The sequence below is a fragment of the Brevundimonas vesicularis genome (genome assembly GCF_900445985.1).
GTDB lineage: Bacteria > Pseudomonadota > Alphaproteobacteria > Caulobacterales > Caulobacteraceae > Brevundimonas > Brevundimonas vesicularis_D.
In genome coordinates this window covers 653,536-666,276 of the sequence record NZ_UAQP01000014.1, presented here as the reverse complement: position 1 = coordinate 666,276, position 12,741 = coordinate 653,536, and the positions used below count along the sequence as shown (strand labels likewise).

The 12,741-nt window shown below is 66.4% G+C and carries 12 protein-coding genes; 7 read left to right on the top strand and 5 right to left on the bottom strand.

Features of this window, described 5'->3' with window-relative positions:
- The first annotated feature begins 128 nt into the window (after positions 1-128).
- Both DT343_RS12340 and DT343_RS12335 read left to right on the top strand, forming a co-directional pair.
- Positions 129-599, top strand: coding sequence for an Rrf2 family transcriptional regulator (locus DT343_RS12340; RefSeq protein ID WP_055807840.1), 471 nt, complete (start codon positions 129-131; stop codon positions 597-599).
- A 7-nt stretch (positions 600-606) separates the two neighbouring features.
- Positions 607-1,404 carry an SDR family NAD(P)-dependent oxidoreductase gene (locus DT343_RS12335; protein ID WP_112863125.1) on the top strand — a complete coding sequence of 266 codons (798 nt, stop codon included), beginning with the start codon at positions 607-609 and terminating at the stop codon, positions 1,402-1,404.
- On the opposite strand, the gene lpdA is transcribed toward DT343_RS12335, so the two are convergent.
- The 5 genes from lpdA to DT343_RS12310 all read right to left on the bottom strand — a co-directional run bounded on the left by lpdA (position 1,405) and on the right by DT343_RS12310 (position 7,420).
- Positions 1,405-2,802 (bottom strand): dihydrolipoyl dehydrogenase, encoded by a 1,398-nt coding sequence (lpdA, locus tag DT343_RS12330; RefSeq protein WP_112863124.1) that lies wholly within the window; start codon positions 2,800-2,802, stop codon positions 1,405-1,407.
- On the bottom strand, positions 2,799-3,257 hold the full coding sequence (locus DT343_RS12325; protein ID WP_112863123.1) for a hypothetical protein: 459 nt from the start codon (positions 3,255-3,257) through the stop codon (positions 2,799-2,801). Before DT343_RS12325 ends, lpdA begins: the two co-directional genes overlap by 4 nt.
- Before the next feature lie 131 nt (positions 3,258-3,388).
- Positions 3,389-5,044 carry a 2-oxo acid dehydrogenase subunit E2 gene (locus DT343_RS12320; protein WP_112863122.1) on the bottom strand — a complete coding sequence of 552 codons (1,656 nt, stop codon included), beginning with the start codon at positions 5,042-5,044 and terminating at the stop codon, positions 3,389-3,391.
- Position 5,045: 1 nt separating this feature from the next.
- On the bottom strand, positions 5,046-6,170 hold the full coding sequence (locus DT343_RS12315) for an alpha-ketoacid dehydrogenase subunit beta (RefSeq protein WP_181669192.1): 1,125 nt from the start codon (positions 6,168-6,170) through the stop codon (positions 5,046-5,048).
- A gap of 2 nt (positions 6,171-6,172) precedes the next feature.
- Positions 6,173-7,420 (bottom strand): thiamine pyrophosphate-dependent enzyme, encoded by a 1,248-nt coding sequence (locus DT343_RS12310; RefSeq protein WP_228763772.1) that lies wholly within the window; start codon positions 7,418-7,420, stop codon positions 6,173-6,175.
- 149 nt (positions 7,421-7,569) lie between these two features.
- Here DT343_RS12310 and DT343_RS12305 point away from each other — a divergent pair, with 149 nt between their 5' ends.
- The 5 genes from DT343_RS12305 to DT343_RS12285 all read left to right on the top strand — a co-directional run bounded on the left by DT343_RS12305 (position 7,570) and on the right by DT343_RS12285 (position 12,703).
- Positions 7,570-8,058 carry an Lrp/AsnC family transcriptional regulator gene (locus DT343_RS12305; RefSeq protein ID WP_055754211.1) on the top strand — a complete coding sequence of 163 codons (489 nt, stop codon included), beginning with the start codon at positions 7,570-7,572 and terminating at the stop codon, positions 8,056-8,058.
- 39 nt (positions 8,059-8,097) lie between these two features.
- Positions 8,098-9,036 carry a pirin family protein gene (locus DT343_RS12300; protein ID WP_112863121.1) on the top strand — a complete coding sequence of 313 codons (939 nt, stop codon included), beginning with the start codon at positions 8,098-8,100 and terminating at the stop codon, positions 9,034-9,036.
- Between the two features lie 49 nt (positions 9,037-9,085).
- Positions 9,086-10,051 (top strand): WD40 repeat domain-containing protein, encoded by a 966-nt coding sequence (locus DT343_RS12295; protein ID WP_112863120.1) that lies wholly within the window; start codon positions 9,086-9,088, stop codon positions 10,049-10,051.
- Positions 10,051-10,743: a monofunctional biosynthetic peptidoglycan transglycosylase gene (gene mtgA / locus DT343_RS12290; protein WP_112863119.1), complete on the top strand. Its 693-nt coding sequence runs from the start codon at positions 10,051-10,053 to the stop codon at positions 10,741-10,743. The genes DT343_RS12295 and mtgA overlap by 1 nt, the downstream gene beginning before the upstream one ends.
- 64 nt (positions 10,744-10,807) lie before the next feature.
- Complete coding sequence (locus DT343_RS12285) at positions 10,808-12,703, top strand: M2 family metallopeptidase (RefSeq protein WP_112863118.1); 1,896 nt, start codon at positions 10,808-10,810, stop codon at positions 12,701-12,703.
- Positions 12,704-12,741 lie beyond the last annotated feature (38 nt).

The following is a 12,741-nucleotide window of genomic DNA, read 5'->3' as shown; positions in this document are numbered from 1 at the left end:
AAGCGGCGAGCCTTTAGGCTCATTCCACGCGGTCTTCAATCGCGCCGCGATGGATTCGGTTTCGGCGTTCTGCGGCGCGATTTGTGATTCGGCCCCTGAACGCCTATTTTCGCATCAGGAACAGAACCATGTCAGATAGCCAACGCTTCCCCGTCGCCGCCCACGCCCTGGCCTATATGGCCCACAAGGGCGCGTTCGGGCCTGCGCAGGCGATGCCCAGCGGCGTGCTGGCGTCCTCGATCCCGACCAATCCCGTCGTGGTGCGCCGCGTGACCGCCCTGCTGGCCAAGGCCGGGCTGATCGCCACCCGCCCGGGCGCGACCGGCGGCTCCTGGCTGTTGCGGCAGCCAGAGGACATTCGGCTGGATCAGGTGCTGAAGGCGGTGAACGGCTGCGCCCACATCGGCTCGCCCCCCGCCGGCGCCAAGGGTTGCCCGATCAGCGAACATATCCCGCGCCAAGTCGCCAAGGCCCTGACCGCCGCCGACGAGGCCGCGACCGAAGCCCTGTCCAAGATAACCATCGCCGACCTTCTGGCCGACAACCCGATCGCGCTGGCGGCCTTCGCGCCGCACAAGTCCTGCCCCGTCGCGGCCTGATCGCGTCGTGAATCGAACCGTTCTGATCACCGGCGCCTCGGCCGGCATCGGCGCGGCCCTGGCCCGGACCTATGCGGCCGGGGACTGGAATGTGATCCTGACAGCGCGTCGCCAAGCCCCGCTGCAGGCGCTGGCTGACGAACTGACCGCCGCCCACGGCGTGACCGCAACCGTGATCCCCGAAGACCTGTCCGACCCCGCGGCGCCCGAGCGGCTGGTCGCGACCATCGCAGCCCGCGGCCTGACCGTCGACGGCTTGGTCAACAATGCGGGATTCAGCCGTGTCACCGGCTTTCTGGACACCGACCTGAGCGCCCACCGCGCCATGATCCAGGTCATGCTGACCGCGCCGGTCGAGCTGTCGCGCCTGTTGCTGCCCGGCATGATCCAGCGGGGCTTCGGCCGGGTGCTGAACGTCGCCTCCCTGGCCGGCCAGATGCCCGCGACGGGCGGCGACACCCTGTACGGACCGATCAAGAGCTTCCTGATCAAGGCGTCACAAGGCCTGCATCTTGAGACGCAGGGGACCGGCGTTCACGTCACCGTGCTGAACCCCGGCTACACCCTGACCGAGTTCCACGACGTCAACGGCTCGCGCGAGCAGGTCTCCAGCGCCTATCCGGCCTGGATGTGGATGGACGCCGCGCGCGTGGCGCGCATCGGCTATGACGCCTGCGAGGCCAACCGTCCCAGCGTCACCCCCGGCGTCATGAACAACGTCATGGCCGGACTGGCTCGCTTCCTGCCCGATGGCCTGGCGCTCCGCATGGTGGCGAACCATGCGAAGCGACTGGACCGGATTTGATCAGATGTGGATGGCGTGCCCGAGGGCGCGCAGGCTGGCCTCATGGAAGGCTTCGCCCAGCGTCGGGTGGACGTGGATCGTCCCGGCGACGTCTTCCAGCACTGCGCCCATCTCCAGCATCTGGGCGAAGCTGTTGGACAGTTCCGACACATGCTGGCCCACCGCCTGGATGCCCAGGATGCGGTGGTCGGTCTTGGACGCGATCACCCGCACGAAGCCGCCGTCCTCGCCCGCCTCGATGGCCAGGGCGCGACCGATAGCGGCGAAGGGGAAGACCGACTGGATCACATCATCGCGGCCCGCGACCTCGTTCGGGCCCAGACCGGCCGAGACGATTTCCGGCTCGGTGAAACAGACGGCGGCGATGGTGACGGGGTCGAAGATGCGGTCGTGGCCGGCGATGATTTCGGCGACCACCTCGCCCTGGGCCGAGCCCTTGTGCGCCAGCATGGGTTCGCCGGTCAGGTCGCCGACCGCCCAGACGTTCTTCATGCTGGTGGCGCAGCGCTGGTCGATCTTCACGAATGGCCCGGCCATGGCCACGCCCATGTTTTCCAGGCCCCAGCCTTGCGTACGCGGACGCCGACCGACCGTGACCAGCACCTTGTCGGCGTCCAGCTGCAGCGGCTCGCCGTCCTTCGTCGTGATCGACAGCTTACCGTCACCGAAGCCCCCAGCGCGCGCGCCCAGGTGCAGCTCGACACCATGCTTCTCCAGCCACTTGGCGACCGGATCGGTCAGAGCCTTGTCGTAGAGCGGCAGGATACGCTCGGCCATTTCGACGATGGCCACCTCGGCGCCCAGCTTGCGATAGGCGATGCCCAGTTCCAGGCCGATATAGCCGCCGCCCACGACGACCAGCTTCTTGGGGACCTCCGACAGGCTCAGCGCCTTGGTCGATGAAATGACGTCGCCGCCGAAGGGCAGGAAGGGCAGTTCGACCGGCTCGGACCCCGTCGCCAGGATGACATGTTCGGCAGTGATACGGATGTCGCCTTCGTCGGTCTTCACCACGCAGGTCTTGGCGTCGGCGAACTCGGCCCAGCCCTTGATCACCTTGACCTTGGCCTTTTTCAGCAGGGCCGAGACCCCGGCGTTCAGCTTACGGACGATGCCGTCCTTCCATTCGACCGTCTGCGACAGGTCGATGGCCGGCGCCGCCGCCGTGATGCCCAGCGTCCCGCCGCCGGCCGCCTTGGCCACCGTCTCGAACTTGCCCGCCGCATGGATGATGGCCTTGGACGGAATGCAGCCGACGTTCAGGCACGTCCCGCCCAGCCCGTCGCCGCCATCGACCAACACGGTGTCGAGGCCCAGCTGGCCACAGCGAATGCCCGCGACATAGCCGCCGGTGCCCGCGCCGATGATCAGGACTTTGGTTTTCAGGGTCTGGGTCAACGATTGGCCTCAAGGCGGGTGCTGAACTGCGGAGGAACTTGCTGGGGTTCGAAAACGCGGACCGCGCCGGTCTGGGTTTCCATGGCCAGTACGACGTCGCCGGGTTTGACGCGCTGAAAATCGACGCAAATCATGCCTTGATAGCCGCCCAACGGACGGGCGGTTTCTGCAGCGGTCAGGGTGTATGTCTCTTGCGGGGTGCCTTGAAGCGTTTCCAGTCTGGCGATGGTCGCCTTGGACTGAATGACCTCGATGGTCGGCGTCCGGCTGGGTTCAGCCAAACGCTCCACGGTCGTCACGCGCCCGATGAACAGCGCCGGCCCATCGGTCCGTAGCAGAGACGACCAAGCCGGCGGCGGCTCGGGAATGCAGGCGTTAGCGGACGAGGCGACGACGCCGACGGCTGCTAGCAGGCTGGCGCCGATGGTCAGCGCTTTGACTTTGATTTGCCGCATCACATTACCCTTCCGATTCCCGATGATCCTCTCTCGGCGAGGAGAGAGGATCATCAAGAGCCATGGCGCCAAATTCGAGGTGATAGCCATAGGCGCGGGCGGACCTCGCTTTCCCGCTTAGAGAATGGGCATCACCCCATCCACAGCGTCGCCGGGTTTTCCAGAAGCCCCTTGATCCGCTGCACGAACACCGCCGCGTCGTGACCGTCGACGATGCGGTGATCGAAGCTGGACGACAGGTTCATCATCTTGCGCACGACCATCTGGCCGTCCTTGACCACGATCCGTTCGGCGATCTTGTTCGGACCGACGATGGCGACCTCGGGGTGGTTGATGATCGGGGTGTGGACCACCCCGCCCAGCGTGCCCAGCGAGGTGATGGTGATGGTCGAACCCGACAGTTCCTCGCGCTTGGCCGAACCGTCCTTGGCCGCGCCCGAGACGCGCGCGATTTCCAGCGCCGTGTCATAGGGGTCGCGCGCCTCGGCGTGTCGCACCACCGGCACCATCAGGCCGTTCGGCGTTTGAGCGGCAATGCCCAGATGGACCGGGGCGTGCTGGGTCAGGATGCCGGCTTCGTCGTCATAGGTGGCGTTGATCTGGGGCTGGTCGCGCAGGGCGACCACGATGGCGCGGGCGATGAAGGGCAGGACGTTCAGCTTGGGCTGATCCTTGGACTTCGTCGCGTTCAGGTGGGCGCGCAGCTCCTCCACCGCCGTCATGTCGATTTCCTCGACATAGGTGATGTGGGGAATGCGGCGCACGCTCTCGGCCATCTTCTCCGCAATCTTGCGGCGCAGGCCGATGATCTTGACCTCGGTCGTCCCTTGCGCCTTCGCATAGGTCGAGCCGCCGCCGGACGGCGCCGACGCGGGTTGCGAACCGCCGCGCGCGATGAAGCCGTCCAGATCCTCGTGCGTGATCCGACCCGCCGGGCCGGAACCGGGCACGAAGGTCAGATCTACACCCAGGTCCCGCGCGCGATTGCGCACGGCCGGCGAGGCCGACGGGCGTTCGCCGGGCGCACGTCCCGTCAGGGCGGGAACGGGCTTTGAGAGCGCAGTCGCTGAAGTCGCGCTTTGAGCCGTCGGAATCGCGGCGGAAGCCGTCGTCGCATTCTCGGTCGGCTTGGAGGCCGGTTTCGGCGCCGCGACGGGCGTCGAGACATTGCCCCGACCCTCGACATCGAACGCGACCAGCGGTCCGCCGACCGGCACCGACTTGCCCGGCTCGCCGTACAGGGCGACGACCGTTCCGGCGACCGGCGAGGTGATCTCGACCGTGGCCTTGTCGGTCATGATGTCGGCGATGATCTGGTCTTCCTCGACCGCGTCCCCGACCTTGACGTGCCAGCCGACCAGTTCGGCCTCGGCCGTGCCTTCGCCGACGTCGGGCAGTTTGAAGACATAGTTGCCGGATGTCGGCGCCTCGACAGCGGGGGCTGCCGGTGTCTCGACCTTCGGCGCCTCGGCGATCACGGGTGCGGGATCCGGCTTGGCGGCGGCGGGGGCGACGGGCGTCGGGGCGTCATCGGCATTGCCCGCCCCCTCGATCTCGAACTCCACCAGAGGGCCGCGCACCGGCACCATGGCGCCGGGTTCGCCGTGCAGGGCGAGGACCTTGCCGCTGACCGGGGCGGTGATCTCGACCGTGGCCTTGTCGGTCATGACGTCGGCGACGATCTGGTCCTCGGCGACGACATCGCCGACCTTGACGTGCCATCCGACCAGTTCGGCCTCGGCGGTGCCTTCGCCCACGTCGGGCAGTTTGAAGACGAAACGACCCATCTTATCGACCTCCCGTCATGACGCTCTTCAAGGCGTCTGCGACCCTTTGCGGTCCGGGGAAATATTCCCATTCAAAAGCGTGCGGATAGGGCGTGTCCCAACCGGTGACGCGCGCGATCGGCGCCTCCAACGAATAGAAGCAGCGCTCCTGAACGAGAGCCGACAGCTCGCCGCCAAAGCCCGAGGTCTTGGGCGCCTCATGCACGATGACGCAGCGGCCGGTCTTCTTCACCGAGGCTTCGATGGCTTCGATGTCCAGTGGCACGAGCGAGCGCAGGTCGATGACCTCGGCGTCCACGCCCGCGTGTTCCGCGCCGGCCAGGGCGACCCAGACCATGGTGCCATAGGCCAGGATGGTGACGTCGTTTCCTTCGCGCATCACGCGCGCCTTGCCGATGGGCTCGACATACTTGCCGGTCGGGACCTGGGCCAGGTCCTGGGCCTTCCACGGGCTGACCGGCTTCTCGTGCCAGCCATCGAATGGGCCGTTGTAGAGGCGTTTCGGCTCGAAGAAGACGACCGGATCGTCGTCCTCGATGGCGGCGGTCAGCAGGCCCTTGGCGTCATAGGGATTGCTGGGAATGATGACCTTCAGGCCCGCGATATGGGTGAACAGGCTTTCGGGGGACTGGCTGTGCGTCTGGCCGCCGAAGATGCCGCCGCCATAGGGGCTGCGCACCGTGATCGGGCTGGTAAACTGCCCCCCCGAGCGGTAGCGCATCTTGGCTGCTTCGGAGACGATCTGATCGTAGGCCGGGTAGATGTAGTCGGCGAACTGGATTTCCACGACCGGACGCAGGCCATAGGCCCCCATGCCGATCGCGGCGGCGACGATGCCGCATTCCGAGATCGGGGCGTCGAAGCTGCGGGTCAGGCCATGCTTCTGCTGCAGCTTGTCGGTGACGCGGAAGACGCCGCCGAAATAGCCGGCGTCCTCGCCGAACGACAGGACGTTGGCGTCTTCGGCCATCTTGACGTCGATGGCCGAGTTCAGCGCCTGGATCATGTTCATGGGGACCACGCCCGCGCCCGTTGCTTCCGAGGCGGGGGCGGCGTTCTGATCGACCATGTCGGGCTCGACGCCGTCGTTGCGATCGGCGTCGGTGAAGGTGGTTTGCTCGCTCATGGTCAGACCCCCACCTCGCGGCGCTGTTCGATCAGGCGCCAGTCTTCGGTCGCATAGACCTCTTCGAACATCGTCTTCACGCTGGGGCGCGACTGGCCCAGGGTGCCGATGGCTTCGGATTCCTTGCCGGCGGCGCGGACCTGCTCGACGGCGTCTTTCAGGGCGGCGGCGTGACGCTCGTCGTCCCATTCGCCGATGACGGTCAGATGCTGGCGCAGACGTTCGATCGGATCGCCCAGCGGCCATTTCTCATGCTCATCGCCGGGGCGATAGCGGCTGGGGTCGTCGGAGGTCGAGTGCGGGGCGCCGCGATAGGTGAAGAGCTCGATCACCGTCGCCCCCTGGTTCGACCGCGCCCGTTCCTCGGCCCACTGGGTCGCCGCCCAGACCGCCAGGAAGTCGTTGCCGTCCACCCGCAAGGCCGGCAGACCATAGCCGATGGCCTTGGAGGCGAAGGTGGTCTCAAGCCCGCCGGCGATGCCCTGGAAGGAGCTGATGGCCCACTGGTTGTTGACGACGTTCAGAATGACCGGAGCGCGATAGACCGAGGCGAAGGTCAGGGCGTTGTGGAAGTCGCCCTCAGCCGTGGCGCCGTCGCCGATCCAGCTGATGGCGATCTTGTCGTCGCCCTTATAGGCGCTGGCCATGGCCCAGCCCACGGCCTGCGGGACCTGAGTGCCCAGATTGCCGCTGATGGTGAAGAAGCCATAGTCCTTGGCCGAATACATGATCGGCAGTTGGCGGCCTTTGATCGGATCTTCGGCGTTCGAATAGATCTGGTTCATCATCGCGACCAGCGGATAGCCGCGCGCGATCAGAAGCCCCTGCTGGCGATAGGTGGGGAAGCCCATGTCCTCGCGGCTCAGGATCATGCCCTGCGCGACCGCGATAGCCTCTTCGCCGGTGCACTTCATATAGAAGCTGGTCTTGCCCTGGCGGTGGGCGCGGTGCATCCGGTCGTCGAAGGCGCGCGTCAGGATCATGGCCTTCAGGCCCCGGCGCATCGTCTCGGGATCCAGGCGCGGGTTCCACGGACCGACCGCGGCGCCCTCATCGTCCAGCACCCGAATCAGGCGGAAGGCGAGATCGCGCATCTGATAGGGGGTCGATCCGACCTCGGGCCGTTCGACGACACCGGCAGGATCCATCTGCAGATGGCTGAAGTCCGGCGTATCGCCGGGACGGCCCGACGGCTCCGGCACGCGCAAGGACAGGGGCTGGCTGTTCTTTTTGTTCATTTTGTCGTTCATGCGGGCGTCCATATCCGTTCTGGGGTCCGTCCGTGTTTCCTCTGGACGTGTGATAACACGCCGCTTAAGCAGGTGCTCGCTCAATTTGACCTTGCGCAATCCCGATATCGGGTATTTTATTTCGCGATAATCATAATCGGAGAAACGCATTGGCCGACGAACTCGACCCCATCGACGCCCGCATCCTGGATATCCTGCAACAAGACGCCGGGCTGTCGGTCGCAGAGGTCGCCGATCGCGTCGGGCTGTCGGCCTCGCCCTGCTGGCGGCGGATCAAGCGGCTGGAAGACTCCGGCCTGATCACCAAGCGCGTCACCCTGCTGAACGCTCAGCTGCTGGGCCTGGACTTCGAGGTCTACGCCATCGTCAAACTGATGCTGCCCTCGGCGGACAATCTCAATGTCTTCGAGGCCGCCGTGGCCAAGTGGCCCGAGGTCGTCCAGTGCGCCACCATCACGGGGCGCGAGGACTATGTGCTGCGCATCATCACCTCGGACATGCACGCCTTCGACCTGTTCCTGCGCGAGAAGCTGCTGGCCTTGGGCATCGTCTCGGACTGCGAAAGCCACATCGTCACGCGCGGCGTGAAGAATGTGACCGCCCTGCCTCTTGGCATCATCACGCCTCACGTCGGATAACGTCGCTCAGGCGGCGCGGGCCGCTTTGGGAGCCGACACATGATCGAACTGGTGATCGAGGCACGCCGCAAGGACCTGGGCGGGTTCGAGGTCGGGCGCGTCCTGCCCTTCCATTCGCGGCGGATGGTCGGGCCCTTCATCTTCCTGGACCAGATGGGACCGGCCGAGTTCGCGCCGGGCGCCACGGCCATCGACGTGCGACCGCATCCGCACATCGGCCTGTCGACCCTGACCTATCTGTTCGAGGGCGAGATCATGCACCACGACAATCTCGGCTACGATCAGGCGATCCGGCCGGGTGAGGTCAACTGGATGACCGCCGGCAAGGGCATCGTCCATTCAGAGCGCACCGATCCGCTGAAGAAGAGCAAGGGCGGGCCGATGCACGGCATGCAGGCCTGGGTCGCCCTGCCCGACGAGGCCGAGGAGATGGATCCGGCCTTCCATCACCTAGGCGAGGACGCCCAGCCGGCTTACGAGAACGGCGGCCTGTTCGCGCGTCTGGTCGCTGGCGAGGCCTACGGCGCCAAGGCGGCCGTGTCGGTGTCCTCGCCGCTGTTCTATATCCATTGGGAGCTTCAGCCCGGCGTGCGCACCGCTCCGCCGTCCGGGAAGGGCGCCGGCGGCATGAGCGAACGTGCGCTCTATGTGGCCAAGGGCTCCATCGAGGTCGGCGACCGCACCTTCCATGAGGGCCAGATGATCGTGCTGGAGCCGACGGCCGAGCCGACGATCAAGGCCCTGACCCAGTCGACCGTCATGGTCCTGGGCGGCGAGCCGGTGGGTGAACGGCTGATCTGGTGGAACTTCGTCGCCTCCAGCCAAGCCCGCATCGATCAGGCCAAGGCCGATTGGAAGGCGGGACGGATGACGCTGCCGGACGCGGACGATCTGGAGTTCATCCCCCTGCCCGACGAACCCGCAAAGGCCCAAGCGGAGCCGGCGCCAGTGACGCCCAAGCCGACCGATCCGGTCTAGCAGGCAGGCAGAAGGTGACGCGGCGAGGTCGGATCGCTACATGCGGCCTATGAACTTTGATTTCGACGCCCAGGTCACCGCCGCCCTGTTCGACAACACCGGCGCTGTCTTCGCCCTTGGCGACGGCTCGGTCCGCTTCGAGGACCGAACGCGGGTGGAGGCGCACGACGGTGCCGTGCTGTGCGCCTGCGTTCATCCGTCCGGCGACGGGATCGTCACGGGCGGCGATGACGGCAAGGTCGTCTGGATCCGTCGCGACGAAGACCCGGTCGTTCTGGCCACGGCCAAGAACCAGTGGATCGACGCCATCGACGCCTCGCCGGCCTCGGGCCTGATCGCCTTTTCCTTCGGCCGCACCTTGTCGGTGATCGACCCCAAGGAGGTCGGCTTCCGGCGCGACTTCCAGCACGAGCGCACCGTTTCCGGCGTCGCCTTTGAGCCCAAGGGCCGGCGCATCGCCACCTCGACCTATGGCGGGGCGGCGCTGTGGTATGCGCGGATCGAAAAGCAGCAGCCGGTTAAGCTCGCCTGGGCCGGGTCGCACACCGGCGTCGCCTTTTCGCCCGACGGCGCCTTCGTCGTCACGACCATGCAGGACAATCAGATGCACGGCTGGCGCATTAAGGACGCCAAGAATCTGCGCATGGGCGGCTATCCCGGCAAGGTGCGCTCGATGGCCTTCCTGGCAAATGGTCAGCTGATGGCGACCTCAGGCGCGCAGGGCGCGGTCCTATGGCCCTTCATCGGATCGAACGGACCGATGGGGCGCGAGGCGACCGAGATCGGCTATGACGACACGACCCTGGTCAATCTGGTCTCGGCCCGCGCCGATCAGGGTTTGCTGGCCGCCGGCCTGACCGACGGTCGGGTCTGGGTCGCGCATCCGGCGGCCCAGGGTCTGAATTTCGTCAAGGCCGAGAAGGGGTCGGCCATCGTCGCCCTGTCGCTCAGCCCCGCCGTCGACAAGGTGGCCTGGGCCGACGAAGACGGCGCCGCCGGGGTGTTGATCCTCTGATGGCGACGGGCCGCAAGAGCTGGCGTCGCGTGGTGCTGACCGCGCTTTTGATCCTGGCCCTGATCCCGGTCGCGGGCGTGCTGATCGTCGCCATTGTCCCGCCGCCGCCCACCATACTGATGCTGCGCCAGCTCGCGAGGGGCGACGGCATGGACTACCAGTGGCGCGGTCTGAACCAGATTTCGCCCAATCTGGTGAATGCGGCCATCGCCGCCGAGGACGCCCGGTTCTGCAGCCACCACGGCTTCGACATGGAGGCGATCCAGAAGGCCCTGGACCACAACGCCGAGGGCGGGCGCCTGCGCGGCGGATCGACCATTAGTCAGCAGACGGCCAAGAACGTCTTCCTCTGGCCCGGGCGCGACTGGATCCGAAAAGGTCTGGAAGCGGGCTACACCGTCCTGATCGAGGCCGTGTGGTCCAAGCGCCGGATCATGGAGGTCTATCTGAACGTGGTGGAATGGGCGCCCGGCGTCTATGGCGCCCAGGCCGCGTCGCGCCACTGGTTCGGCAAAGACGCACGCGATCTGAGCCCGCGTGAGGCGGCGCGTCTGGCCGCCATCCTGCCGGCCCCGCGTCGTTACGAAGCCGCCGCGCCCGGCCCCTATGTGCGTCGGCGCGCCGCGCGTATTCAGGCGGCTATGGGTACGGTGCGCAATGAAGGTCTGAACACCTGCGTCGTCGGTCGCTGAACCGTCACGCTTGACGGGCGACCGGGCCTGACCTCTCCTGCCCGCGCTGTTCAGGAGATCCATCATGAAGCGTCAGATGATGACCGCCGTCGCGGTCTGCGCCCTCGCCTTCGCCGCCGGCTGCGCCAGCACCAGCGAACCCGCCGCCGCAGCCCCGGGCGTCGAACAGACGGCCTCGACGACGCCCGCGCCGGCCGTCAGCGGCATGCGCGCCGACTATCCCATCACCGCCGAGGGCGCGACCGCCTTCATCGCCGACGCCGAAACCAAATGGGCCGAGGTCAGCGAATATGTCGCCCGCATCCAGTGGGCGCGCGCCACCAACATCACCTTCGACACCATGTGGCTGGAGTCCAAGGCCAACGCCGAGGCGACCGAGCTTCAGGTCCAGCTGGCCAATCAAGCGGCCAAGTTCAACGACGTCCAGGTTGATCCCGTCGTGCGGCGCAAGCTGAACCTGCTGCGGCTCAGCCTGGTTCTGCCGGCGCCCAACCGCCCCGGCGCGGCCGAGGAATTGGCCCAGATCACCACGCGGCTGGACTCGACCTATTCGACCGGCAAGTTCGACTTCAAGGGCAAGCCGATCACCCTGGACGAGGCCTCGCTGATCCTGGCCGACAGCCGCGATCCCGCCGAGACCAAGGCGCTGTATGAAGGCTGGCGCACCATCTCGCCGGTCATGCGCGACGATTACGCCCGCATGGTCGAGATCGCCAATGAGGGCTCGCGCGAACTGGGCTTCGCCGACACCGGCGCCCTTTGGCGCTCGGGCTATGACATGCCCGCCGACGACTTCGCCGCCGAGACCGACCGGCTGTGGGCCCAGGTGAAGCCCTTCTACGAGAACCTGCACTGCTATGTGCGCGCTCGGCTGAACGCCAAATACGGCGATGCGGTGCAACCCGATCACGGCCCAATCCGCGCCGATCTGCTGGGCAATATGTGGTCACAACAGTGGGGCAACATCTATGACGTCGTCGCCCCGTCCAGTGGCGGCGCCTCCAGCTATGACCTCACCGAACTGCTCAAGGCCGCCGATTACGACGCGACGAAAATGGTCAAGACGGGTGAGGGCTTCTACGTCTCGCTGGGCCTTGATCCGCTGCCTCAGACCTTCTGGGAACGCAGTCAGATCACCCGCCCGCGCGACCGCGAAGTCGTCTGTCACGCCTCGGCCTGGGATTTGGACAACGCCGACGACATCCGCATCAAGATGTGCACCAACGTCAACGGCGACGACTTCTACACCGTCCACCACGAGCTGGGTCACAACTACTATCAGCGCGCCTACAAGAACCAGCCGATGCTGTTCCGCAACGGCGCCAACGACGGCTTCCATGAGGCCATCGGCGACTTCGTCGGCCTATCGGCCCTGACCCCCACCTATCTGAACCAGATCGGCCTGCTCAAAACCACCCCGGGCGCAGAGGAGGACATCCCCTTCCTGCTCAAGATGGCCTTGGACAAGATCGCCTTCCTGCCGTTCGGCCTGATGGTCGACCGCTGGCGCTGGGACGTCTTCTCAGGCGAGACGGCGCCGGCCGCCTACAATACCGCCTGGACCGCCGACATGCTGCAATACCAGGGCCTGGTTCCGCCGGGCCCGCGTCCGGCCAACGTCTTCGATCCGGGCGCCAAATACCATGTGCCCGGAAACACGCCCTATACCCGCTACTTCCTGGCGGCCATCTATCAGTTTCAGTTCCAGCGCGCGGCCTGCAAACAGGCCGGCTGGACCGGGCCGCTGCACCGCTGCTCCGTCTATGGCAACAAAGAGGTGGGCGCGCGCTTCAACGCGATGCTGCAGATGGGCCAGTCCCAACCCTGGCAGGAGGCGATGAAGGCCTTCACCGGCGATGACGGCAACGACGCCTCGGCCATCGCCGACTACTTCGCCCCATTGAACGTCTGGCTCCAGGAACAGAACCGCGGTCACCAGTGCGGATGGAGCGCCGCCTGAGCCCGCGGCGGCGTTAACCGTCCCCTTCACAATTCCCT